Origin of the sequence: Amycolatopsis sp. MJM2582 (assembly GCF_000754115.1) — a bacterium.
GTDB lineage: Bacteria > Actinomycetota > Actinomycetes > Mycobacteriales > Pseudonocardiaceae > Amycolatopsis > Amycolatopsis japonica.
On record NZ_JPLW01000002.1, the window covers coordinates 1,163,669 to 1,187,706 of the forward strand.

General features: G+C 69.7%; 19 protein-coding genes. 4 read left to right on the plus strand and 15 right to left on the minus strand.

The annotated features are described in order from the left end of the window. Positions 1 to 420: 420 nt before the first annotated feature. Together ED92_RS15600 and ED92_RS15605 are read right to left on the minus strand one after the other, a co-directional pair. Positions 421 to 1,926, minus strand: a complete 1,506-nt coding sequence (locus tag ED92_RS15600) for an FAD-dependent oxidoreductase (RefSeq protein WP_037338503.1) — start codon at positions 1,924 to 1,926, stop codon at positions 421 to 423. Position 1,927: 1 nt separating this feature from the next. Continuing rightward, positions 1,928 to 2,836 carry a diiron oxygenase gene (locus ED92_RS15605; protein ID WP_037338506.1) on the minus strand — a complete coding sequence of 303 codons (909 nt, stop codon included), beginning with the start codon at positions 2,834 to 2,836 and terminating at the stop codon, positions 1,928 to 1,930. 110 nt (positions 2,837 to 2,946) lie between these two features. Between ED92_RS15605 and ED92_RS15610 the strand changes: the two genes are divergently transcribed. Then, positions 2,947 to 3,810 (plus strand): alpha/beta fold hydrolase, encoded by an 864-nt coding sequence (locus tag ED92_RS15610; protein WP_037338509.1) that lies wholly within the window; start codon positions 2,947 to 2,949, stop codon positions 3,808 to 3,810. Here ED92_RS15610 and ED92_RS15615 read toward each other — a convergent pair. After that, positions 3,794 to 4,120: a putative quinol monooxygenase gene (locus ED92_RS15615; RefSeq protein ID WP_037338511.1), complete on the minus strand. Its 327-nt coding sequence runs from the start codon at positions 4,118 to 4,120 to the stop codon at positions 3,794 to 3,796. The two genes, ED92_RS15610 and ED92_RS15615, sit on opposite strands and share 17 nt — an antisense overlap. A gap of 75 nt (positions 4,121 to 4,195) precedes the next feature. Here ED92_RS15615 and ED92_RS15620 point away from each other — a divergent pair, with 75 nt between their 5' ends. The 3 genes from ED92_RS15620 to ED92_RS15630 all read left to right on the plus strand — a co-directional run bounded on the left by ED92_RS15620 (position 4,196) and on the right by ED92_RS15630 (position 6,488). Beyond that, the gene (locus ED92_RS15620) at positions 4,196 to 5,395 is read left to right on the plus strand and encodes a sensor histidine kinase (RefSeq protein WP_037338515.1); all 1,200 of its coding nucleotides are present in this window, start codon (positions 4,196 to 4,198) and stop codon (positions 5,393 to 5,395) included. Next, complete coding sequence (locus ED92_RS15625; RefSeq protein WP_037338517.1) at positions 5,383 to 6,030, plus strand: response regulator transcription factor; 648 nt, start codon at positions 5,383 to 5,385, stop codon at positions 6,028 to 6,030. The genes ED92_RS15620 and ED92_RS15625 overlap by 13 nt, the downstream gene beginning before the upstream one ends. A 263-nt stretch (positions 6,031 to 6,293) precedes the next feature. Next, positions 6,294 to 6,488: a hypothetical protein gene (locus ED92_RS15630; protein ID WP_037338520.1), complete on the plus strand. Its 195-nt coding sequence runs from the start codon at positions 6,294 to 6,296 to the stop codon at positions 6,486 to 6,488. A 41-nt stretch (positions 6,489 to 6,529) separates the two neighbouring features. Here the strand turns inward: ED92_RS15630 and ED92_RS15635 are convergent, their stop codons facing one another. From ED92_RS15635 to ED92_RS15690, 12 genes are all read right to left on the minus strand, one after another. Next, a complete protein-coding gene (locus tag ED92_RS15635; protein WP_037338523.1) occupies positions 6,530 to 9,841 on the minus strand; it encodes a serine hydrolase in 3,312 nt (1,103 codons plus the stop codon). Then, positions 9,838 to 10,830 carry an ABC transporter ATP-binding protein gene (locus tag ED92_RS15640; RefSeq protein ID WP_037338526.1) on the minus strand — a complete coding sequence of 331 codons (993 nt, stop codon included), beginning with the start codon at positions 10,828 to 10,830 and terminating at the stop codon, positions 9,838 to 9,840. Before ED92_RS15640 ends, ED92_RS15635 begins: the two co-directional genes overlap by 4 nt. Next, complete coding sequence (locus tag ED92_RS15645) at positions 10,827 to 12,713, minus strand: dipeptide/oligopeptide/nickel ABC transporter permease/ATP-binding protein (protein WP_037338529.1); 1,887 nt, start codon at positions 12,711 to 12,713, stop codon at positions 10,827 to 10,829. The genes ED92_RS15640 and ED92_RS15645 overlap by 4 nt, the downstream gene beginning before the upstream one ends. 1 nt (position 12,714) lies before the next feature. Continuing rightward, positions 12,715 to 13,695 (minus strand): ABC transporter permease, encoded by a 981-nt coding sequence (locus ED92_RS15650; RefSeq protein ID WP_037338531.1) that lies wholly within the window; start codon positions 13,693 to 13,695, stop codon positions 12,715 to 12,717. Further along, complete coding sequence (locus ED92_RS15655) at positions 13,695 to 15,293, minus strand: ABC transporter substrate-binding protein (protein ID WP_037338534.1); 1,599 nt, start codon at positions 15,291 to 15,293, stop codon at positions 13,695 to 13,697. Before ED92_RS15655 ends, ED92_RS15650 begins: the two co-directional genes overlap by 1 nt. Before the next feature lie 10 nt (positions 15,294 to 15,303). Then, positions 15,304 to 16,206, minus strand: coding sequence for a serine hydrolase (locus ED92_RS15660; protein ID WP_037338537.1), 903 nt, complete (start codon positions 16,204 to 16,206; stop codon positions 15,304 to 15,306). After that, positions 16,203 to 17,591, minus strand: a complete 1,389-nt coding sequence (locus tag ED92_RS15665) for a serine hydrolase (RefSeq protein ID WP_037338539.1) — start codon at positions 17,589 to 17,591, stop codon at positions 16,203 to 16,205. The genes ED92_RS15660 and ED92_RS15665 overlap by 4 nt, the downstream gene beginning before the upstream one ends. 121 nt (positions 17,592 to 17,712) lie before the next feature. Beyond that, positions 17,713 to 18,624: a serine hydrolase gene (locus ED92_RS15670; protein ID WP_037338542.1), complete on the minus strand. Its 912-nt coding sequence runs from the start codon at positions 18,622 to 18,624 to the stop codon at positions 17,713 to 17,715. Between the two features lie 243 nt (positions 18,625 to 18,867). Beyond that, positions 18,868 to 20,136, minus strand: a complete 1,269-nt coding sequence (locus ED92_RS15675) for an MFS transporter (RefSeq protein ID WP_037338545.1) — start codon at positions 20,134 to 20,136, stop codon at positions 18,868 to 18,870. Between the two features lie 139 nt (positions 20,137 to 20,275). After that, positions 20,276 to 21,946 (minus strand): CdaR family transcriptional regulator, encoded by a 1,671-nt coding sequence (locus tag ED92_RS15680; protein WP_037338548.1) that lies wholly within the window; start codon positions 21,944 to 21,946, stop codon positions 20,276 to 20,278. 76 nt (positions 21,947 to 22,022) lie between these two features. Then, a complete protein-coding gene (gene menC / locus ED92_RS15685; RefSeq protein ID WP_037338551.1) occupies positions 22,023 to 23,129 on the minus strand; it encodes an o-succinylbenzoate synthase in 1,107 nt (368 codons plus the stop codon). Next, positions 23,126 to 24,010 carry a hypothetical protein gene (locus ED92_RS15690; protein WP_037338555.1) on the minus strand — a complete coding sequence of 295 codons (885 nt, stop codon included), beginning with the start codon at positions 24,008 to 24,010 and terminating at the stop codon, positions 23,126 to 23,128. The genes menC and ED92_RS15690 overlap by 4 nt, the downstream gene beginning before the upstream one ends. Positions 24,011 to 24,038: the final 28 nt, after the last annotated feature.

The window sequence follows — 24,038 nt, forward strand, 5'->3', positions numbered from 1 at the left end:
GTCAGGTCGGCGTCACGAAAGCCGCACACGCGTGATCGAAGCCGAAACTCGCGTGATCAGAGGCGGAACACCGAGTGCGGCGTCCAATCACGCGAGTCACGTCTCTAATCACGTGAGTCACGCCTCCGCTCACGCCGCGTCCTGTGCGCCCAGTCCGTGAAGGCCTCCTTGAGGGACTCTGGGTCCCTCAAGGAGGCCTTCACGGACTCCGGACCAGTAGGTACAGAGGACGGCAAGCGTGCTCAGGCGGACGACACGCGTGACTGGACGGACGACACACGCGTGGCCGTGGCCTGGCGCCGAGCCGTCCGCCTGGACACGCGTGTCGTCCACCTGATCACACGTGTCGGCCATCCAGTCACGCGACATCGCCGCCCGCGCATCAAACCCGCAGCGACATCGGACGTCGAAACCGTCGCGTCACCGTCCACGGAACCGTGCGGCCAGCGCGGCCACCGGCGATCGCCGCGCCCGCACCGGAAGCGCGCCGGAAGTGATGTCCTCCAGCAACGTCGCCACGGTCTCCCGCGCACAAGTGCGGTTCGCGCCGATCCCGCCCGAGGGACCGCGTTTGATCCAGCCGACCACGTACGCGCCGCTGCGCCCGTCGACGCGACCGGCGGTGTTCGGGATGGTGCCGCGGTCGTCGTCGAACGGAAGCCCTGGCACCGGCACACCTCGATAGCCGACAGCGCGGACGACCTGACCGGCGGCGATCTCCACAGGCCCCTCCTGCCCCGTGACGCGCACGCCCCGCACCTGGGTGTCGCCCACGATCTCGGTGGGCGCGGAGTGAAACCGCAGGACGATCCGGCGAGCGTCCGAACCCGGCGGAACGGTCCAGTCGACGGTCTCCCGGCCGACGTCGCGCAGCAGCGCCGCCTTGCCGGTGCCCGCGTCGATCGCGGCCGTGGTGCGCGGGTCGGCGTCATCGACGACGAGCGGCACACCGTCGCGTCCCGCCAGGGCGAGCAGCTCCGGTGACGTGTAGGCCGCGTCCTCCGGTCCGCGCCGGGCGAGCAGTACGACCTCCCGGATCTTGCTGGTGCGCAAGCGTTCCAGGGCGTGCGGGGCGATCGTCGTCCCGGCGAGGTCGTCGGGGTCGGCGGTGAGGATCCGGGCCACGTCCAGCGCGACGTTGCCCGTGCCGACCAGCACGACACGTTCCGCGGACAGGTCGACCGCGTTCGCGGGCACGTCCGGATGGCCGTTGTACCAGGCCACGACGGTGGTCGCGGCGATACTGCCGGGCAGATCCTCGCCGTCCAAGCCGAGCCGGCGCGCGGACGAGGCGCCGACCGCGTAGACGACGGCGTCGTGCCGCTCGGCCAGCTCGTCCACCGACACGTCGCGCCCGATCTCGGTGCCCAGGCGTATCTTCAGCCGCGGATGCTCGTGAAGACGCGAGAAGGTCTCGCCGATCCGCTTCGTGGCGGGATGGTCAGGGGCGACGCCGTAGCGGACGAGCCCGCCGGCGACCGGCAGCCGGTCGATCAGCGTGACCCGCGCGTTCGTGTGGAGAAGCAGGTCCTCCACCGCGTACATACCGGCCGGGCCGGTGCCCACGACGGCGATGTCCGGCGGCGCGAAGTCGCTCGGGATGGCCCGGTCGAACGTCGGCGGACTCCACCGGTGGAAGTTCGGTGCCGGATCCACCGAGGCGACGGGCTCGCGGGAGGCGTAGAAGGCCGCGTTGATTCCCGCGTAGACCTGGAGCGGTCCGGTCAGCAGATCCGCCGGGAAGATGGCGTCCACCGGACAGGCGTCCGCGCACGCCCCGCAGTCGATGCAGGTGTCCGGATCGACATAGAGCATCTCGGTGGTGCCGAAATCGGGCTCGTCCGGCGTCGGGTGGATGCAGTTGACCGGGCAGACCGACACACAGGTGGCGTCGTTGCAGCAGGTCTGGGTGATCGCGAAGGCCATGTCAGATCAGGTTCGCCCGCTTGTAGAACACCAGCGCGGGGCGGGTGAGCAGGCCGCACGAGCCGAGGAACTCCATCAGCCCGGCACAGCTCGACCGCATCATCGACTTGTGGTGCTCGTTGGCCTTCGCCTCGCGCAAGGCGCGCTTGGTGTCGAGTCCCGCGTGCTTGTACACGTCGCGGTTGATCATGCTGCTGACGATGAAGTACGAAGCGATCGCGATGACCAGCGCGTTGATCCGGCGGCGCAGGAAACCCGCGCCCTCCAGCTGCTCACGCGTCTCCTCCCTGGCGAACTTCATGTGCCGGGACTCTTCGACCACGTGGATGTTGTTGATGGTGCGCACGAACGGGACCACGCGCTCGTCGCGCATCCAGTCGCGCTGCATGACATCGAGGACTTCCTCGGCGACAAGGATCGCCGCGTACGCCGCTTCGCCGCCGGCCGTCGCCTTGAAGATCCGGCCGAGTTCGACGGCGAGTTTGCGCGGGCGGTACGGCGGCGCGCCGAGCTTCGCCGCGCCGCGGGCGAACATGATCGAGTGACGGCATTCGTCGGCGATCTCGGTCAACGCCCACTGGAACGCCGGATCGGTCGGGTCCTTGGCGTAGAAGTCGCGCAGCACCATCTGCTGCAGGATCATCTCGAACCAGATGCCGGTGCTCGCCACGGAAGCGGCTTCCTGGCGCGTGAGCTCCTTCTGCTGCTCCGGGCTCATCTCGGCCCAGTAGCTCGTGCCGTAGAGGGTGCTCCACTCCGGGCTGGCGCCGTGGAAGTCCTTGTCCAGCGGCGTCTCCCAGTCCACCTCGGTGGCCGGGTCGTAGGACAGCATCGCGGACGAATCGAGGAGCCGCTGCGCGGTCTCGTGGCGGCCTGCCCCGGCCGTTCGTGGCACATCGGTGCTGGTCATACGGACCTCCCTGACGACGTCGACAGAGTGCGCGGCTACCTGTTACCGCGATTCACTGTTACTCAAGGTAACATATACGAGCAGTCCACGAAAGAAGGGGAAATCCGCCCATGACCGCGCCCCGCCGCATCGCCACCTTCGACCACGACGGACTCGTCTTCGACGTCCGGGACACCGGCCCGCTCGACGGCGACGTCGTCGTCCTGCTGCACGGTTTCCCGCAGACCGGCGCCTCCTGGGCCGACACCGCCGCCCTGCTCCACCAGCGCGGATACCGCACGATCGTGCCCGACCAGCGCGGCTACTCACCCCGCGCACGCCCGCGGGGCCGCTTCGCCTACCGATCCAGCCGTCTGGTGGCGGACACCGTCGCCCTCATCGACACCCTCGGCACCGGCCCGGTCCACCTCGTCGGACACGACTGGGGTGCCGTCGCCGCCTGGTCGACCGCGGCCCGGCGACCCGACCTGGTCACCTCCCTGACCACCGTGTCGGTCCCCCATCCCGGGGCGTTCCTCCGCGCGATGCTCGGCAGCGATCAGCTGATCCGGTCGTACTACATGTTCCTCTTCCAGCTCCCCTGGCTGCCCGAACTCGCCATCCGGAGCCGGCCACGCGTACTGGAACGCACGCTGGCCGGCACCGGGATGACACCCGCCCAGATCGACCAGGTCCGCCAGGACATCGTCCGCGGCGGCGCCCTCACCGGCGGACTGAACTGGTACCGCGCGATGGTCTTCAACCACCCGGCCGCCCTCCGCGCCCGGGTCACCGTGCCGACCACCCACGTCTGGAGCGACGGCGACACCGCCCTGTCCCGGCGCAGCGCCGAACTCGCCGGCCAGTACGTCGACGCCGCCTACCGGCTCGAAATCCTGACCGGTGTCAGCCACTGGGTGCCCGAAGAAGCGGCCACGACGCTCGCCGCCATCATCGACCGCACCGCCACGGAGGCCGCTAGTCGACCGGTGTGACCTCGGCCATCTCCGACCACGCGTCGCCGTCGAGGTTCTGGTAGTTGATCCGGGGCTTCTCGGCGACGACGGTCGCCATGAACGGGAAGAACTCCTGTGCGTGCTGCGTGGCGACGTGGGCGTCACCGGCGGCGCTGTCGGCGAAGACCTCGACGAGGACGAATTCGTTCTCGTCGCCGGCGTTCTGGTAGTAGTCGAACGAAATGTTGCCCGGTTCGCTACGCACCTGCTGCGTGTAGCGCTCGATACCCGCGAGCCATTCGGTGCGCTTCTCGGGGCGGATCTGTGCTTTGAGAACGATCAGGATCATGGTCCGAGTATCGCAAAGCGGGCCTTCACGCGCTCCGCTCCGAGGCCGCCGGCGGCCGGATGAAAGACTGACGGGGTGATCACCCGGCTCCGGTCCTGTTGGTCCGCGATCCGGTACCTGGCGGTCGGCGCGGCCTCGTCCATCGTCTCCTGGTTCGTCCTCGTCGGCATGCTGTTCGTGCTGATGATGTGCCCGTTCGGTGTCGGGATCCCGGCGGTGCCGCACGCGCTCAGGCTGATCAGGTATCCGGTCAACTTCGAACGACGGCGATCGGCCCGCCTGCTGGACGAGCCCATCCCCGAGCCGTACCGATCCGGGAACCCGGTGACCGACCCTGCCTCGCGACGGGATCTGGCCTGGCTCGCCTTCCACGCCGCCACCGGTTTCCTCATCGGCATCTTCGCCATCGCCTTCCCGCTCGGCGGGGTCCGCCAGATCGTCACGGCGTTCATCTGGCCCTTTGTGCCCGGCGGAGTGGAAAGCTCGCTCGGGTTCATGGTCACGTCGTGGCCGCTCGCGGCGCTCAGCGCGGTCACCGGCGCCGGCATGATCGCGCTCCTGTTCCTGTATCCCCGTCTGGCTCGCTGGCAGGCTTCCATCGCGCGCAGGCTGCTCGGGCCGGCGCCCGGGGTGGTGCTGACCGACCGCGTCGTCGAACTGGCCGCGTCGCGGGCCGCCGCGCTGGAGGCCCACGGCGCCGAACTCCGTCGGCTGGAACGCGATCTGCACGACGGGACCCAGGCGAGGATCGCCGCGGTGGTCCTGCAGCTGGGGATCGCCGATTCGCTCTTCGACAAAGATCCGCAGCGGGCACGGGAACTGCTCGGCAAGGCGCAGGACACCGCGACCGGCGCGCTCGCCGAACTCCGGACCGTCGTGCGCAGCATCCATCCGCCGTTGCTGACCGACCGCGGCCTCGACGGCGCCGTCACCGCGCTGGCCGACCGCTGCCCGGTTCCGTGCACTGTGGACGTTCGCAGCCGCAGCCGCCGTCCCGCCGCCGTCGAAGCGGCCGCCTACTTCGTCGTCGCCGAGATGCTGGCCAACATCACCAAGCATTCCGGCGCCGAACACGCTTGGATCACCCTCGACGGCACCGCCGACACCCTGCTCATCGAAATCCGCGACGACGGCCACGGCGGCGCCGACGAAGCCGCGGGCAGCGGCCTGTCCGGGATCCGCAAGCGGGCCGAGGCCTTCGATGGGACCTTGAAACTGTCGAGCCCCGCCGGTGGGCCGACCGTACTGAAAGTGGAGTTGCCATGCGGGTCGTGATCGTCGAGGACGACGCGCTGCTGCGCGAAGGCCTGGTGATGCTGCTGAACACCTCGGGCATCGATGTCGTCGCCGCGGTGGACGATGTGGAGGAGTTCCACGAACTGGTCACCAAGGACCGGCCCGACGCGGTTATTACCGACGTCCGCCTGCCGCCGACCCACACCGACGAGGGCCTCCGCGCGGCCGTCAAGGCGCGGAAGATGTACCCCGGGCTGCCCGTGCTCGTGCTGTCCGCGCATGTCGAAACCGGCTACGCCGCGGAACTCCTGGCCGACGGCAAGGGTGCCGTCGGGTATCTGCTCAAGGAGCGGGTGGGGAAGGTCGAGAAGTTCCTCGACGCGCTGGACCGGGTCGTCAAGGGCGGGACGGCGATGGATCCCGAGGTGATCACCCAGCTGATGGCGCACCGCCGGGCGACCGATCCGCTCGAAGGGCTGACCGCGCGCGAACGCGAGGTGCTCGGGCTGATGGCGGAGGGCTACAACAACACCACCATCGCCGAACTGCTGGTGGTGAGCGACGGCGCGGTGCACAAGCACATCCGGAACATCTTCGCGAAGCTCGGGTTGCCGGAGGACAGCGGGCATCGGCGGGTCTTGGCGGTGCTGGCCTACTTGGGCGGTAAAGGCTGACGCCCTCGTGAGTGGTAAGGGCGGGCCGGAATCTCTTCGTGGCGCGGCCTACCCGCTCGATTCACCTGACCGGTCCTAGGTTGGCTGCTCGGCGTGCCAGGCGCCGTCGAGGGCCACACGCGTCTCGGAGCTTGATCAAGGGAGGACCTCGTCAATGGCGTCGATGGCGAACATGACCCGGCAGGCGCGGTAGCGCTGGCACCACCCCACGACGGGGGTCACTCCCCTGGTTCCCCGATCCGCCGGACCATAGCGTCTTTCCCATGAACGACACCAAAAACGCCGGCGGCACGCTCGTCACCGCCTCCCTCTGGCTCGTCCTCCTCGTCAGCTCGGCCGTCAACGCGATCGGCCAGTTCGCGGGGCTGGACTGGACTTTCCGCACGATCGCGGGCGCCGTCGCGGTCGTGTGCATCGTGTTGCTGATCGTCCGTTACGTCGCCCGGCGCAGGGCCTGAACACTTCGGCCCGCCCGGAAGTCCGGGCGGGCCGACTGCTTTCAGGACACCTTCGGCGTCGCGCGCACGCCGTGGTGCATGTACGGCTCACCGGTCGGCAACGTGTAGAACGTGACCGGCATCCAGGTCTGCGCGCCCGGCTCACGGCAGACGTAGAGCGAATCGGTCACCGGGACCAGGTCGAATTCCATCGTCTTCTCCGGCATCAGCTCGGCCAGCGGGCCCGTGGCGGTCTGCCGCAGCCGCAGTCCGTCCTTTTCGGACAGTACCTCCATCAGCACCCCGGCCCGCTCGTAGACGCCGACGTGCCTCGAACCGTCGACGGTGACCGGAGACGAGGGCGGCGTCAACGGCCGCGGCATCGCCACATCCGCCAGTTCGGCGAAGATCTCCCGGTACAGCTCCTCGAACAGGTCGCGAGCGTTGCCACCATTGGTGAGCAACGTGACGGCGAGCCCCTGATCGGGCAGCAGCCGCAGGAACGCCGACTGCCCGATCGTGTTGCCGTCGTGGCCGATGACCCGTCGTCCGCTCCATTCGTCGCGGATCCAGCCGAGGCCCCAGGAGTCACCGAGCGAGTGCTTGTCGGGCAGGTCGGCGTGCTTCTCGGCCATCGCGGTGGCGGACGCCGTGGTCAGGATCCGTTCACCGGACGGGGTGAGACCGCCGGCCAAGTGGAGCCGCGCGAAGCCGAGCACGTCCTTGGCGGTGGCGGTGATCAGGCCCGCCGGGCCCATGTTCCGCGGTAATCCCCAGACCGGCGCGGGTTTCGGGTCTTCGTCCGCGCCACCGACGTGCCCGACGGCGGTACGGAGCAGCAGCGCTTCCTCGGGCAGCGTCACGGTGTGGGTGAGACCGAGCGGCGCGAACAGTTTCTCCCGCATCGCGGCGTCCCAGGTCTGCCCGGTGAGCTTCTCGATCACCCGCCCCATGAGCACGAAACCCGAGTTGCAGTAGGAGAACGTCTCGCCGAGCGGGTGGTTCTGCGCGGCCTGGTCGAGGATTTCGACATAGCGTTCGAGGCAGTCGTCGCCCCGGCCGGTGTCGGTGAAGACGTCCCCGTCGATCCCGCTGGTGTGCGTCAGCAGATGCCGCATGGTCACCTGCTTGGCGACGTCCGGATCGGCGAGCCGCAGCTCGGGGACGACGTCGGCGATCGGGGCGTCGAGGTCGAGAACACCTTCGTCGACCAGCTGCATGACCACGGTCGCGGTCCACACCTTGGAGATCGAACCGATCTGGAACACCGAATCCTCGGTGACCTCGACGCCGGTCTTCGTGTTCAGCACGCCGTAGGAGGCCAAGACCTCCGCGTCATCGCCGACGCGCGTGATGCCCAGCGCGGCTCCGGGGACGCGGTGCTTGCGCGCGAGTTCGGCCAGCCGTCGCCGCCAGTGCGCCGCTTCGATCGGCACCCGCGACACCCCGTCCGCGGGCGCGGCGTACTGCTCGACCCACTCGAGGACACGCCGGTTGAAGTCGACGCGCTGCGAGGGCGGGCCATCGAGGATGAACAGGTGCGAGGCGTCCGGGTACAGCACCAGCCGCGACGGGACACCGCGCGCACGCAGGGCGCCGAACCACTGCTCGGCCTGACCGACCGGGCACCGGTCGTCGTTCGCGCCTTGGACGACGAGCGTCGGCGTCCGCACGTCGGCGACGCGGGCGAACGGCGAGAACCGCTCGTTCTCCTTGTCCCAAGCCGAACCGCCGAGCTCGCCGACGGCCAGGTAGTGCCCGGCGTCGGACGTGCCTTCCATGCTGGTGAGGTCGCTGACCACACCGCCGGCGACAGCGGCGGCGAAGCGGTCGTCGCGGCTGGTCAGGTAGCAGGTCATGAACCCGCCGTAGCTGTAGCCCGCCACGGCGAGCCGGTCCGCGTCGGCGATCCCTTCGGCGACCAGGTGATCGAGAGGTTCGAGGAAGTCGGCCGCGTCGGCGACCCCCCACGCGCCGACGGCGCCGGTGTAGAAGTCCTCGCCGTAGCCGTCGCTGCCGCGCGGGTTGAGCAGCAGCACCGCCCAGCCTCGTGCCACGAGTTCCTGGTGATAGAGGTGGATCGAGTCGGCCGCGCCGTTCCAGGCGTTGTGCGGCCCGCCGTGGATGTCGAGCAGCAGTGGCGCCGCACCGGTTCGTGACGGGTCCCGCAGGAGCCAGCCGTGGACGACGGTGCCGTCGCCGATGGTGAATTCCCGTTCCTCGTGGCGGAAAAGCTCGATGTCGGACTCGCCGTGCTTCGTCCGCACGTCGACCGCGCCGGTGGCCGAGTCGACGAGGGTGACCTCACCGAACGACGTGCCCGTGGCCAGGACGACCACGACCCGCCCGCCCGCGATGTCCATTCCGGACACGACGCGGTCCGCGCCCGCCAGCGCCGCGCGCGGCGTCCCGCCTTCGGTGTCCACTTTATACAGATGAGTGCACCCGCGGTCGCGGACGCCGAACAGCACGGCGCCGTCCTCGGTCACCTGCGGCAGGGCTCCCGGATAGCCGGGGCCGCCGGACATCACATTCCTGTCCAGCGCGGCGGTCAGGTCGACCGGATCGCCACCGTCGAGCGGTACCCGCCACAGCCCCAGGTGCCCGACCTCGGTGTCGGGCCTGCCGACCACCAGCAGCGCGGTGCCGTCGGCGGTCCAGCCGACCGTGCCCGCCATCCCTTCGCCCGAGCCGATCAACCGCGGCTCGGAGGTCTTCGTGGTCACGTCGAGCACGTAGGCGCCGGAGCGGAAGGTCAGATCCGCATCACCGTCACGCCCGGCGGAGAAGGCCAGCCGGGTTCCGTCGGGCGACCAGGCCGGTTCCCCCGCGTGCCAATCGCCGAAGGTCACCTGCCGGACTTCCCGGGTGGCGACGTCGAGGACGTGCAGATGTTTGCGGATGGTCTTGATCAACCCGGCGCCGTCGGCCTTGAAGTCGAGCCGGTCGGCCACCACGGGGGCGTTCGGCGCCAGTTCACCGCCCGCGAGGTCGACCGCGGCCGAGAACGCGATCTTGCCGCCGTCCGGGCTCCAGACCGGGGCACCCGCCCCCAGCGGGAGTTCGGTGATCCGTTCGGCCTCCCCGCCCGACGACGGCAGGAACCACACCTGCGGCGGTCCGTCCTGGGCACGGAGGAACGCGATCCGCGTGCCGTCCGGCGCCCATTTCGGTGCCATGTCGGCGGTTCCGCGCGTGAGCTGCCGCGCTTCGCCTCCGGTCGCGCCGACCTCCCAGAGCGTGTAGACGTTCCGGTCCTCGTCGCGGTCGGCGGTGCGCAGGACGTAGACGATCCGGTCGCCGTCCGGGGAAAGCGAAGGCTGGCTGGGGACGGCGATGTCGTACAGGTCGTCGAGACCGAGACGTCGGGTCATGATGCGCTTGCTCCTCTGGAGATCGTGAGCTGGTGGCTCTCGTTTTCGCTGAAGTGGCAGGCCGCCGAATGACGTCGGTGTGCCGAGTCTTTCGAGGGGTCCGCCTGGAGGCAGAGTTCGCGGCCGGTCCGCACGAGCGGGCCGACCGGACAGCGGGTGTGGTAGCGGCATCCGGCCGGCGGCTGGTGCGGGTCGGCGGGTTCGACGTCGGCGGTCTCGCTCGCGTCACCGACGTCGAGCAGTGAACCGGTCGCCGACGGCGCCGCGGCGAGCAGATCCCGGGTGTACGGGTGCTGCGGATCGGTGAGCACCTGTTCGGCCGGGCCGACCTCGACGATCCGGCCGAGGTACATCACGGCGACGATGTCGCTGAGATAGCGGATCACCGCGAGGTTGTGCGAGATGAACAGCATCGACAGGCCCAGCCTCCGTTGCACCGACCGGACGAGGTTCAGCACCGCTCCCTGCACCGAAACGTCGAGCGCGGAGGTGATCTCGTCCGCGATCAGCACCTCCGGCCGTCCGGCCAGCGCGCGGGCGAGCGCCACCCGCTGCCGCTGGCCGCCGGACAACTGCCCCGGCAGGTGGGCCGCCCGCTCGGGGTCGAGATTGACCAGCTCCAGGAGCCGGGCGACCTCGTCCCGGCGCGCGGCGCGGCCGAGCAAGACGCCGCGCGGGATCGCCTCGGTGATCGACTCCCCGATGCTCATCCGGGGGTCCAAAGAGGAATACGGATCCTGGAACACCATCTGCAAAGGAGGACGCCGGGGCAGCTTGCGCACGTCCACGCCACCCAGCAGGACACGTCCGGCACTGATCGGCGAGAGCCCGACGGCGGCACGGGCCAGCGTCGATTTCCCGGAGCCCGATTCACCGACGAGCCCGACGACCTGTCCGGAAGGGACGGTCAGGCCGACCCGGTCGACGGCGGTGAGTCCGCGCCTGCCGCCGTACCGCACGCTCACCGCGTCGAACACGAGATCGCTCACTCCGCACCTCCGGCGGTCACGGTTTCCTTGGCGGGCTGGGAAAGCGGCGCGGGATACCAGCAGGCGACGCGATGCTCGTCGTCCACGCGCTCCAACGCCGGGTCTTCGAGGCGGCACCGGTCGGTCGCCGACGGGCACCGGTCGGCGAAAGCGCAGCCGTTGGGCACGCGATCCGGCTCCGGCGGACGGCCGGGGATCACCGCCAGCGGAGCCTCACGATCGGTTTCGAGGTCGAGCGTCGCGGCCATCAGGGCCCGCGTGTAGGGATGCCGCGGCGTCGCGGCGGACGGCAGATCCTCCACCACCCGGCCCGCGTACATGACCAGCATCCGCTCGCAAGTCTGCGAAACGACCGCGATGTCGTGGCTGATCAGGATGATCGCCGTGTCCCGCTCGGCCCTGGTCCGCGCCAGCAGCCGCAGCAACTGCCGCTGCACGGTGACGTCCAGCGCCGTGGTCGGCTCGTCGGCGATGATGAGCTTCGGGTCGCCCATCAGACCCATACCGATCATCGCGCGCTGCCGCATCCCGCCGGAGAACTCGTGCGGATACTGCCGCGCGCGGCGTTCGGCGGCGGGGATCCGCACCGCGCGCAGCCGGTCCACGGCGCGCTCGAAGGCCTTGGCACGCGGAAGTCCCTGGTGCTGCTCGGCGACTTCGGCCAGTTGACGGCCGATCCGCCTGGTCGGGTTGAACGACGTCATCGGATCTTGGAACACCATCGCCAGCGAGGTGCCAAGCAGCCCGCGCAGCTCCCGTTCCGGCGTCGTCAGTACCGGTTTCCCGGCGAATTCGAGTTTGTCCGCGGTGACCACGGCCGGTGCCTCGACCAGCCGTGACACCGCCAGCCCGGTCAGGCTCTTCCCCGAGCCCGACTCACCGACGACCCCGATCGCCTCGCCCGCCCGGACGGTGAAGCTCACCCCGCGTACCGGAACGGTCCAGCCCGCCGGACGCGGGAACGCCACCTGGAGGTTCTCCACCACCAGCACCGAGTCGTCGCGGTCGTCGGCGGCGGCCTCCCTGGCGGGCGTGACCGGCCGCGGCGCGAGTTTGCGAAGCCCCGTGCGGACGCCGATCACCCCGGCGACGGTCTCACCGACCAGGTTGAACGCGAGCCCCGCCAGCACCACGGCCACGCCCGGCGCGAGCGCGGCCGCCGGGTTGACGTAGATCCCGTTGAGCCCTTCGCCGAGCAGCCGTCCCCAGTCGTAATCCGGTGCCTGCACACCGATGCCGAGGAACGACAGCCCGGAGAAGGCCAGCAGGGAGGCACCCGCGCCGATGGTCGCGTTCACCACCAGCGGTTCGCCGATGTTGGGGAGGATGTGCCGGAACAGCAACCGTATCCGGCCGACCCCGGAGATCCGGGCGGCGGACACGAAGTCCTGCCCCGCGACGGAGGCGGACAGTGTCTGCGCGAGCCGCGCGAACGCCGGTGCCAGCGCGAAACCGACCGCGAACACCGCACCGTGCGTCCCGACCCCGAAGATGACCGAGAAGAACAACACCAGCAACAGCCCGGGGAACGCGACCGCGATATTCACCGCGGACGTCACCAGCCGTGCGGCGGGGCGTGGCAGCAGCGAGGGCAACGTGCCGAGCACGAGCCCGCTCACCACTCCGATCACCGTCGCGAGCACCGCGAGCAGGACCGAGAGCCGGGTCGCGACCAGGACGCGGAAGAGGATGTCGCGGCCGAGGTCGTCGGTGCCCAGCCAATGCGCCGCCGACGGTCCCTGCCCGATGGCGTTCGTGTCGATCGCGAAAGCGTTGTCGTGCCACAGGATCGGCGCGAACACCGCGAGCGCGAGCACCAGCGTCAGCAGGGCCGCCGCGAACGCGCCGACCGGGGTGCGCAGGGCCGCGAACCATTTCGCCATCTCAGTTCTCCCGGATCGTCGAACGCGGATCGAGGACGGCCAGCAGCACGTCCACCGTCAGATTCACCAGCAGGACCCCGATGCCGTAGACCAGCACGATCCCCTGCACCAGCGGATAGTCCTTCTGCAGGATCGACTGGGCGATGGTCGAACCGAGGCCCGGCCAGGCGAAGACGTTCTCCACCAGCACCGTCCCGGCGACCATGCCGGTCAGCATCAGCCCGCCCATGGTGAGCGTCGCGGTCAACGCGTTCGGCAGCGCGTGCCGCAGGTAGACCAGCCTCGCGGGCAGCCGTTTCGCCCGCGCGGTGCGGATGAAGTCGTTGCCCAGCACGGAAAGCGTCTCCACCCGGACGATACGGGCGAGTACCGACGCCGGGCCGAGCGCCAGCGCGATCACCGGGAGCACGAACGAGCTCGCGTCCGCGTTCCCGGCGACCGGGAACCAGCCCAGCTGGACGGAGAAGAACGCGACCAGCGCCACAGCGAGCAGGAACTCCGGGATGGCCGCGAGCAGCACGGTCGTCGAGGTGAACGCCAGCTCGCCGCCCCGACGGCGTCCGCCGCGGGTCAGCACGGCGAACAGCAGGCCCAGCGGGATCGCGACCGCGATGACCACGACGAAGGCGGGCAACGCCAGTTCGAGGGTGGCGGGCAGCCGGTCGCCGATCACCTCGGAGACCGGCTGCCCGCTCGTCATCGACGTCCCGAAGTCACCGGTGACCAGTCCGCCGAGGTAGTGGACGTACTGCAGCCACAGTGGATCGTCGAGGCCGAGCGCCGCCCGCCGAGCGTTCACCAGCTCGACCGGCGCGGTCAGCCCGAGCGCCGCCCGGACCGGGTCGCCCGGGATCAGCTGGATCATCAGGAACGCCGTGGTGATCAGGACCCACAACGAGATCGCGAACCGGCCGAGGCGGCGCACGGCGAACGACAGCCAGGGGTTGCCGCGCAATCCGGCCGGGGCGACCGAGACGGCCATCAGCTGTACATCCGGATCGACGAGGGCTCCACCGAACCGAAGATGACCTTGAACCGCGCGTTGCTGCCGAAGGTCGGGATGACCGAGTTGACGTAGGGCACGACGTCCAGCCGCTCGATGAGCGCCTGTTCCGCCGCGAGCCAGGTCGCACAGCCCGACTCACCGGACATCTGCGCCGCCTGCGCGGCCTGCGACGTGTACTTCTCGTTCTCGATATGGGCGAAGTTCGTGCCCGCCGGCGGTTTCGGTCCCGAGACGAACGGGCCGACCTGGCTCGGCAGCAGCAAGGTCACCGGTGCCAGCGAGATGTCCCACTCGCCGGTGTTGAAGAGCACCTGGCTGGTCCCCGGGCTGTCGAGGCCCTTGAGCGTCACATCGGCGCCGACGGCCTTCCACGACTGCTGCATCAGTTCCGCCGCGGGCGCCATCGTCGGCCCGAGTTGCGTGCCGTAGATGGCGGTCAGCGCGAGCCGTTTGCCGTCCTTGACCCGCACCCCGTCCGCTCCCGGCTTCCAGCCGGCCGCGTCGAGGGCCGACTTCGCGGCGGCGACGTCGAACGCGGGGAGTTTGCCCGCCACCGCGTCCCCGGCGCACGCCCTGGGTTCGGTGGTGACCATCCCCTGGCTGGGCGCCCCGGAGCCGCTGGTGAGCACCTTGCCGATCTGGGCGAGGTCGAGTGCCTGCACCAGTCCGCGACGCACGGCCAGGTCACCTCCCGCCCGGCCGGGTGCCTGGTTGAAGAACATCTCGCCCATCGGCACGACCTGCTCGCCGTTGAACAGCTTCTGGGCACGCAGCCGCTGCTGGTCCTGGCCGGTGATCCGGGCGCCGTTGAGCTCACCGGACAGCAGCAGGTTCGCGGCGGTCGTCATGTTCTGGATGACCCGGAAGGTCACCTTTTCCGGCAGTCCGGGCTGCTCACGCTGCCAATCCCCCGGCCCCCACGCGTAATCCTTGCGCCGGGTGAGGGTGTAGTGGTCGTTCGGCACGATCTCGGTCATGGTGAACATGCCGGTGCCGTACTTGCCCTTGGCCAGCGCCTGCCGGTCGGTCACGCCCTTGCCGCACACGATCGGCAGGCCGCCGACGTTGCGCAGCAGGAACGCGTCCGGCGCACCGCTGGTGAGCGTGATCTTCCGTGCCGCGTCGTCGGCGGTCGCCTTGGTCCCCGGCGCGACGGTGAGCCCGGACATCGGCGACTTGCTGGCGGGATCGCCGACGAAGTTGACGTTCGCGGCGACGTCGCTCGCGGTCAGCGGCGTGCCGTCGTCGCAGGTGATCCCGTTCCGCAGGGTGAAGGAGGCCGTGGTCGTGGTGGCCTCCCACTTCTCGGCGAGGCCGGCGATCGGCTTGCCCGCCTCGTCGAGGTTGATCAGGCTGTCGTAGAGGTAGCGCCCGATGTCGAGCGCGACCGAGAGCACGGTCATCGCCGGGTCCAGTGCTCCCGGATCGGTGCCGATCGCCATCGTGAAGGTCTTGCCCTCGGTCAATTTCTGGTTCGCGGTCCGGTCCTGGCCGGATTGCGACGTCCCCCCGCACGCGCTCACGGTCAAGGCCACCACGCTCGTGATCGCGGCGGTGAGCCGGGCTTTCTTCATGCGGTTTCTCCTACTGGGTCACGGTCTGCGCACGGAGGTGATCGACGGCGAGGCGGGCGGCCTCACCGAGGGCGGAGTCGACCGCGGGCTGGCGGTCGGCGAGGGATTCGGCGCGGGTGAACACCGCGACGGCGTAGCGGCGACCGTCCACATGGGTCACCACCCCCGCTTCGTTGCGGACGGCGGGGAGCGTCCCGGTCTTGGCCGCGATCGCGACCCCCGAGGGGAAACCGGACGAGATCCGGTGCGGCCAGATCTGCTGCGCCATGATCGTCCGCACGCGTTCGCAGGCGGCCGGGTCGCCCGCGCGGTCGGTCCAGATCGCGTCGAGCAACGCGGTGATCTCCCTCGGCGTCGACGACGTCGTGCGTTCCGGGTCGAGCACCGAGAGCTTCCACATCTGCTCTTCGGTCGCCGCGGCGAAGACGGCTTCCAGGTCGTCGTCCGGTTTCGCGCCGAGATCGGCGATCACCGAGGCGAACAGGTCCTCGCAGCAGCCGACCAGCCGTGTCCTGGCGAGGCCGAGGTCGGTGAGCACCCGGTCGACGGCCTCCTGCCCGACCCGGTGGTAGACGACGTCGGTCGCGGCGTTGTCGCTCATCGTCAGCATGAAATGCGCGAGGTCGCGCCAGCTCATCTCGACGTCGTCCGCGCAGCCGGCGGTCCCGATCCCGCCGATCCGGTACCGCGCGGTGACGCGGGTCCGCTCGGTCTCGTCGATCCGCCCGGCGGCCACCTCACGGGCGAAGGCGACCGCCACCGGGATCTTGAACACGGACGCCAGCACGACCGGATCGTCCGCGCCGACACCGACTTCGGGGCCGTCGGGGACGCCGATCTCGCGCGCGTGCACGAATCCGCGCGCCCCCGCCTCGGCGAAGACGGCCTCGATCTCGTCGGCGATCGCCGTCACCGGGCCACCCGGCGGTCGGCCCGTCCCGTGTGGACGAACAACGCCCGGCCGGTGCCGTCGTCACCGACGAACGCGTGCGGCATGTGCAGGCCGAGGCCGTCGTGCTCGGCGACCAGGGTGTCGCCCTTGTAGCCCAGCAGCCTGGTCTTCTCCGGCGCCGAACCGAGGTCGGCGAACATGCCCTTCATCGTGCGTTCCAGCCACAGGCCACCCTCTTCGTCCTGCGTGACGACGATGTCCGCCACCTGCGACGAGTACTCGCCCACATAGCGCGACGGGTCCGCCGGCGCCTCCGCGGCGTTCGGCTCCGGCAGCGGCGGGACCTCGACGCCGGCGAGGTCGCCCAGCACCTTCCGGAAGACGTCCAGGTACAGGTGCAGCGGTTTGCCGCCGTTGGTCAGCAGGGCCACCGCGACGTTGCTGCCCGGCACCACGCGCAGGAACGCGGACTGGCCGATGGTGCCGCCGTCGTGCCCGATCACCGGGCCGCCGTCCCAGTCGAAGATCATCCAGCCGAGGCCCCACGCACCGCCCATCAAGCCGAGGTAGGGCAGTTCGACCTGGCGTTCCCACATGGCGCGGGCGGTTTCGGGCTTCAGGACCTGGGTGCCGTCGTCCGCGCGGCCTTCGTTGAGGTGCATGCGCACGAAGGTCAGCAGGTCGCGTGGGCGCATCGCCAGATGCGAACCCGCCGGCACGTTGGACCGCGTCAACGCCCAGGCGGGCGCGGACACCGGCTCGTCGTCCGGCTTCGGTTGGAGGTGCCCGATCGCCGCGCGGTACCGGATCGCGTCGTAGGGCCCGGCCGCGGCGTGGGTCAGGCCGAGCGGCGTGAAGAGATGGTCGCGCAGGCAGTCATCGTAGGACTTGCCGCGCAGGACTTCGACGATCCTGCCGAGCACGCAGTACCCGGCGTTGTTGTAGGAGAACATCTCCCCCGGTTGGAACAGCTGGGGCACGTCGGAAAGCGTCGCCACGAGCTTCGCGACGCAATCGTCGCCCTGCCCGGTGTCGGTGAAGATGTCACCCTCGAATCCGGAGGTGTGACAGGTCAGCTGCCGCACCGTGATCCGCGACGCCGCGTCGTCGTCCGCGAGGGTGAACTCGGGAAGGTAGTCGCGGACCGGCTTGTCGAGGTCGAGCCTGCCTTCGTCGACGAGCTGCATCGCCAGGGTGGTGGTCCACACCTTGGTGATCGACCCGATCTGGAATACGGAGTCCACTGTGGACTCGACACCGGTGTTCTTGTTCAGGATTCCGGCCGCGTGGTCGATGACCTCGCCGTTCGCGAAGACCGCGATGGCGGCGCCGGGCACCTGATGCCTCTCCAGAAGGGCGGAAAAGTTCTCCGCGAGCCAGGTATCGATTTCGGAAAGTTTCGACATGCGCACCTCTTGTCCGTGGAAAGGGTGGTCCGGCGGTTCCCGGAATGCTAGGCCGGTGACGGGCGTCACCGGTTCGTGCGGAACGACGAGAGCGGCGGGAAAATTCATCCGGGCGGACGAATCATTCGCGGTCGGCCTCGGGAAGCCTGAGCCATTCGACGGCCTGTGCCGCGGCGAAACCGATGAACGCGTCCCGCTCCGGCACGCGCGACCGCCCGTCGACCGCGTCGGTGAAAATCCCTACCGCGTAACGGCCGCCATCCGGGTACTCGACCACGCCGACCTCGTTGCGCACCGACGGCAGGGTCCCGGTCTTGCCGCTGACGCGGATCCCGTCGTCCGGGAAGCCTGACCGCAGCCGGTGCGGCCACACCTGGAGGTCCATCCAGCGCCGGACGTCCGCGCACGCTGCCGGAGCCGCCGCCTCGTCGCGCCAGATGAGCCCGAGCAGCCGGGTGATCTCCTCCGCGGTCGTGGCGCAACTGTGCTCCGGTTGCAGGGCGCGCAACGCCTTGATCCGCTCGATCGGGAGCTCGGTCAGCAGTCTTTCGTCGTCCTCGTAGGAGATCCCGAGGTCTTCCCCGATACCGCGGAGCACCTCACCGCAGTCCTGCGAAACGGTGGTGTGCTCGAAACCGAGGTCTCGCAACGTCTTCTCGGTCGCTTCCTTGCCGACGCGCTCGAGGATCAGGTCGGTGGCGACGTTGTCGCTGATCCCGATCATCAGGATCGCGAGGTCGTACCAGGACATCGTGATCTCGTGCCGGAAGGTGGCCAGACCGTACGGGCTGGGCGTGGGATGCCCCGGCGGGACGGTGATCCGCTCGCCGAGGTCGAGCGCGCCCTCGGCTCCCTGCTTCGCCAGTTCGAGCGCGATCGGGACCTTGAAGACCGACGCCGTGACGACCGGGGCGTGTTCGTCGACGCCGATCCTCCGGGAGCCGTCGATTTCGGCCGCGTGCAGCCGGACCCGGACTCCGACCTCCTTCGCGCGCTCGTTGATCCTTTCGGTGACTTGGGACGCGGTAGACATGGAACTCCTTGTCTGTGTTGGGGTCGTGAGTGGTGCTGGGGGCCGGGAGGGTGTTGCGAAAGCCACTTTCGCAACGTTGACGGTTGCGAAAGTGGCTTTCGCAACGCCGTCGGATGGGTTCACGCGGCCGGTCGCCGAACTCCGCCCCGGCCGTCGCCTGCCGTGTCGCGAAAGCCACTTTCGCGATGTCAGATGTCCCGAAAGTGGCTTTCGCGACATGCTTCGATCAGCGATCCGGCGCACTCACGACGCCGAGCGGGAACCGGCCGGGGAGAACGTGAACTGCGCCGGGTTTTGCGGTACCCAGAACGCCATCACGGCGGTGAGGAACGTCGTGCCGATGAGGAAACCGAACGCCGCGGTGTAGGAGAACGCGTCGGCGAGCCAGCCCATGGCCACCGGCGCGACCGCGCCCGCCACCTGGCCGCCGAAGTTCATCACTCCCATCCCGATCCCGGTGACCGCCGTGGGCAGCACGCGCAGCGGCAGTCCGAAGACGGCCATCGTCGCCATGCCGAACACCGCGAGCGCGAGCGTCTCGTAGAGGGTGAACTCCGCCGTGGTCTCCGCGGACACCATAAGGATCAGCAGCACCACGGTCACCAGCGCGATCGAGCTGAGGTACCACCGGCCGTGGTCATGGAAGTAGCGGTCGAACAGCCAGCCGCCGAGGATGGTGGTGCCGATGCTGACCAGCATCGGGATCGCCGCGAGCACACCGGTCTGGTTCAGCGTCAGACCCCGCGCCTCGAGCAGATAGCTGGGCACCCAGGTGATCAGGCCGTAGTTCAGCATGTTGGTGGCACAGAACAACAGCGTGAACTTCCAGACCACAAAGGACTTCAGCACCTGCTTGCGGGAGACTTCCGGGGTCTTGGCCTCGTCGCGCGGAAGGCTGCTCAGCCTTTCGGGCAGCGCCTTGGGCAGCAGCGTCCAGACGACCACGCCGATGATCGCGCCGACACCCGCCATCCAGAAGAACGTGTGCCGCCAGCCGACCGCCATCAGCAGCGGGCCGACGATCAACGGCGCCAGCCCCGCCCCGATCCCGCCTGCGGACAGCATCACACCGGTCACTGTCGCGCGATTGCCGGGCGTGGTCCGTTCGGCGATCGCCTTGAACGAGGCCGCCGGGAAAAGTCCTTGGCACACACCGAAAAGGCCGCGGACAACGAGCAGCATGCCGAACGTGCCCGCCATCCCGGTCATCGCCGTGAACGCCGACCAGAGCAGCAGCGTGGCCAGCATCGGCCCCCGCGAGCCGTACCGGTCGGCGAGGAAACCCGCCGGGATCTGGCAGACCATGTACACCAGCGCGAACACGGTGACGAGCCAGCCCTGCTGGGTCTTGCTGAGCTCGAATTCGGCGCCGATCATCGGCAGCGCCATCCCGATCGAGAACCGGTCGATGTAGTCGACCGCCCAGGCGAACACCATCACCACCATCGTGATGAGCGCCGTCCGGTTGATCCGCCGTGCTGTCCAGGTGTCCTCGTTGACCACTGCCGTCATGGCGCCTCCGCGGAAACTTGGGGAGAAAAGGAGAACGACGCGAGCGTGGCGCCGATCACTCATTCTGAAACGCGGCAGTCGAGCGGAGTTCGTGCGATCACACGAACATCGGCCGTCGTTTCGGGCCGGAGGACCAACGTCAGTCTTCGGGGCCCGGCGGTCCGGTCCGCGCGTCACGGGGCAGCAGCCGCAACTGCAGCATCGCCGCGAACCGCTCCCCCGCGTCGTCGAGGTCGATCTCGCCGACCTCGGCGAGCCGCCGCAGCCGGTAGCGGAAGGTGTTCGGATGGACGTAGGCCGACGCGGACGCGGCGCCGATGTCACCGAAGGCGTCGAGCCAGCATCGAAGGGTGTGCACCAGTTGTGACTGGTGCTGCGCGTCGTACGCGAGCAACCGCGCGACAGGTCCTGTCGCGACGTCTCCCCTGGCCGCGGCGAGATCGGCCAGATCGAGCATGAGCGCGTCGACGTGGACGTCGTCCGCGGTCGCGACGCGTTTGGCGCCGCCGTTGGTGAGCAGCACGCGCAACGCCCGGTCCGCGCCGTCGCGGGAGGCGTGCAGCCCGGACGCGTCGAGCGCGAGGGGTCCGATGCCGATCGCGGCCGCCGCCCGGCGTCCCGTGCGCTCCAGGAAGGTCGACGCGACCCGCACCGAACGCTCCTGGCAGTCGGCGTGCCCGCCGGGCATCGGAAGGATTCCGTAGGCGACGTCGCCGACCAGCGCGACGGCCGACCGGGGCTGGACGGCGCTCAGGTGCATGGCCAGCGCGTCGGCGACCCGCTGACGGTCCGCGACCAGCCTCAGATCGTCCTCGGGATCGGGCGCGCCGAGCAGGCCCATGGCGAGCACGATCGACGGCTGGCCGAGCAGGCCGAGCCGGGCGATCGCCTCCGGCGCGCCGGCCCCGCCTTCGAGCGCCGTGCTCACCAGGTCCGCGCGCAGCCGTCGTTCGACGTCGGCGCCCGCACGCAGCCGGAGCAGGTGCAGCGCGACGAGTTTGGCGGCGTCGATCAGCGCCTGCGTCCGCTCTTCGCTGAGCGGTTCCCGCACCGCGGCCCAGATCGACCCGAGTACCTCGTCGCCGGCGCGGACGGCGAACGCCACGCGCGGGATCGCGATCTCGTTGTCGTCGTACCGCTGCGGATCGACATACACGGGCGCGTGGTCGCGGTACAGCCGTTCGAAGACGCCGTCCCGTTCCAGGCCGCGGGCGAACCGCTCCGGCACCTGACGGCCGAGGATGGTCTCGACCCGGGAGGGGTCCGCTTCGTCCTGGCGCCCGGAGAACGCGAGGATCCGGTTGCTGCGGTCCTCGATGGTCACCGGCGCGTCGATGAGCGCGGCGATCGCGTTGGCCAGCGCGAAGAGATCTCCCGACGGCATTCCGCCGAGCGTCTGGGGTGAGACCTCGCCGACGTCCTCTTCGGCCAGCAAGGTCCGGAGCATGGCGGCGAGCTGTGCCCAGGACGCGCCGCGCGCGAGGCCGAGCAGGGCGACCCCGGACGAGTCCGCGGCACGGCGGAGTTCCGGCGCCGGGGTGACGGGAGACCGGACGACGAGCGCCGCCGCGCCTCGCGCACCCACGTCGTGCAAGAGGCGGACGATCTCGTCCCGATCCCGCACCCCGACGCCGAGCACGACGGCCCCGCCAGGGATTTCGGATTCGTCGTGCGGATCGTGGATGACCACCCCGCCCAGCTGCTTGCGGGTGGTCCGGCCGACCGCGACCGGCTCCAGGAGCACGTCCCCGAGGTCTTCGAGGACGCGTCCCAAGCTCGTATGCGGCTTGCTGGGCACCGGTGTCAGCACCCCCCGAAGTTAAACCCGGTCTCACGGAACCGACTGGTTCAATCCGACCAAATCTAACCCCGGATTTCGTGGCGCGCTACGAACCGATCCACGTTTTCTCCGTGGTGACCTCGTCCAGGATGGCGGGAATCGGAGTCACGCCGAGCCCCGGTCCGGTCGGTACCGGCAGCTGCCCGGCGTCCAGCACGAAAGGCTCGGTGATGTCGGTGCGGTAGAACCGGCCGGAGGCCGAGGTGTCACCCGGCAGCGTGAAACCGGGCAGCGAGGCCAGCGCGACGTTGGCCGCGCGGCCGAGTCCGGTCTCGATCATCCCGCCGCACCACACCGGCACGCCGTGCGCCGCGCAGACGTCGTGCACCCGGCGGGCTTCGAGGTAACCGCCGACGCGGCCCGGTTTGATGTTGACGATCTGGCACGCGCCCAGCTTGATCGCGTCCGCGGCGGCCTTGGCCGAGACGATCGACTCGTCGAGGCAGATCGGCGTCCGGATCCGCTTGGCCAGTTCGGCGTGGCCGAGCACGTCCTCCTCTTCGAGCGGCTGCTCGATCAGCAGCAGCCCGAACGGGTCGAGCCGCGACAGCAGGGGCGCGTCGCCCAGGGTGTACGCGGTGTTCGCGTCGACCTGGAGCAGCACGTCGTCACCGAAGCGCTCACGTACCTGACGGACCGGCTCGACGTCCCAGCCCGGCTCGATCTTCAGTTTGATCCGGACATAGCCTTCGTCGAGGTAGCCGCCGACGACGTCGAGCAGCTGCGGGATCGAGTCCATGATCCCGACCGAGACCCCGCAGGCCACGGAGTCGCGTGTGGACCCGAGCTCGGCCGCGAAGGACCGTTCGTGCGCGCGGAGTTCGGCGTCGAGGACCGCCATCTCCAGCGCCCCCTTCGCCATCCGGTGCCCTTTGAACTTCGCCAGCAACGGCGTCACCTTGTACGCGGTCACGTCCTCCGCGGCCAGCAGGGCGGGGATCAGGTGGGTGCGCAGCACGTGCTCGGCGGCGTCGTTGTACTCCGACGAGTAGAGCGGCGCCTCCATCGCGACGCATTCGCCCCAGCCCTCACCCGCCGGCGTCACCGCGCGGACGAGCAGCAGTTCCCGTTCGGACTGCGTTCCGAACGACGTCCGGAACGGGGCCACGAGCGGCATCCGGATCCGGCGCAGTTCCACACCGCTGAGTTTCACGACTGCTCCTTCGAGATCACGTACCAGCCGGCACGATCGAAACCGGTGACCTGGGCGTTGTCCGCCATCAGTCCACCGAGGACTTCACGCAGGGCGGCGCGCCACGCGGTGCCGCGACCGGGGTCGGTGCGGCGCAACCGTTCGATGTCGGGCGGGACGGCGACGAGCACGGTCGGCGCGTCGGCCGAACCGATGCTCGGGCCGCCGTCGGAGTCGACCGTGAGCGCCTTCACCGCGCCCAGCGCTTCGGCGTCGATGAGGACGGGTTCTCCGAAGGCGGCGGCACGGACCTCCGGGCTTTTGAGATCCCACCCGACCATCAGCCGGTCGGTGTCGCCCGAGCCGTTGATGCTGTCCTCCATCGGACCGTAGAAATCGGGCAGGTAGCCGATCGGGCGCGCGCCGAGTTTCCCCAGGTTGAAATAGGCGTTGCGGCGCACCAGCGGGTCGAACGTCCAGGTGATGACCGAGACGTCCTGGAGCAGGGCCCACCCGCGCTGGTGCAGTTTGAGCGCGTGCCCGATCCCGCGGCCTGCCCCCGCCTTGGCGACACCGGCGATGTGGCTGTGCAGACTCGCCTTTCCGGGACTCCCGAAGAATCCGAAACAAGCCCCCAGCAGCTCACCGTTCTCGAAGGCGCCCGCGACGTAGTTCCCCGCGCTGGACATCGCGCGGAGCAGTTCCGTGCTCACCGGCCGCGCGCCGGGTGCCGATCGCCAGATGGACTCGAACAGGCCGACCACCGCGGCCAGCTCGGCGATTTCGGTGAGTTCGCGGATTTCGACGCCCGAAGCCGCGGCCGCGGCCCGCGCGGCGGCGACGGCTTCGTCGCGTACCTCCGCCGACGCGAGGCTTTCCGCGTTCGTCGCAAGATTCGTCACGGGACAATCCTTTCCCCGCACGACGGCC

Excerpts from the sequence above, each read along its gene's own strand:
- ED92_RS15670 (WP_037338542.1), bottom strand. The coding sequence starts at position 18,624 with ATGTCTACCGCGTCCCAAGTCACCGAAAGGATCAACGAGCGCGCGAAG.
- ED92_RS15605 (WP_037338506.1), bottom strand. The coding sequence starts at position 2,836 with ATGACCAGCACCGATGTGCCACGAACGGCCGGGGCAGGCCGCCACGAG.
- ED92_RS15615 (WP_037338511.1), bottom strand. The coding sequence starts at position 4,120 with ATGATCCTGATCGTTCTCAAAGCACAGATCCGCCCCGAGAAGCGCACC.
- ED92_RS15610 (WP_037338509.1), top strand. The coding sequence starts at position 2,947 with ATGACCGCGCCCCGCCGCATCGCCACCTTCGACCACGACGGACTCGTC.
- ED92_RS15655 (WP_037338534.1), bottom strand. The coding sequence starts at position 15,293 with ATGAAGAAAGCCCGGCTCACCGCCGCGATCACGAGCGTGGTGGCCTTG.
- ED92_RS15645 (WP_037338529.1), bottom strand. The coding sequence starts at position 12,713 with ATGGCGAAATGGTTCGCGGCCCTGCGCACCCCGGTCGGCGCGTTCGCG.
- ED92_RS15675 (WP_037338545.1), bottom strand. The coding sequence starts at position 20,136 with ATGACGGCAGTGGTCAACGAGGACACCTGGACAGCACGGCGGATCAAC.
- ED92_RS15625 (WP_037338517.1), top strand. The coding sequence starts at position 5,383 with ATGCGGGTCGTGATCGTCGAGGACGACGCGCTGCTGCGCGAAGGCCTG.
- ED92_RS15600 (WP_037338503.1), bottom strand. The coding sequence starts at position 1,926 with ATGGCCTTCGCGATCACCCAGACCTGCTGCAACGACGCCACCTGTGTG.
- ED92_RS15630 (WP_037338520.1), top strand. The coding sequence starts at position 6,294 with ATGAACGACACCAAAAACGCCGGCGGCACGCTCGTCACCGCCTCCCTC.
- ED92_RS15650 (WP_037338531.1), bottom strand. The coding sequence starts at position 13,695 with ATGGCCGTCTCGGTCGCCCCGGCCGGATTGCGCGGCAACCCCTGGCTG.
- ED92_RS15635 (WP_037338523.1), bottom strand. The coding sequence starts at position 9,841 with ATGACCCGACGTCTCGGTCTCGACGACCTGTACGACATCGCCGTCCCC.
- ED92_RS15665 (WP_037338539.1), bottom strand. The coding sequence starts at position 17,591 with ATGTCGAAACTTTCCGAAATCGATACCTGGCTCGCGGAGAACTTTTCC.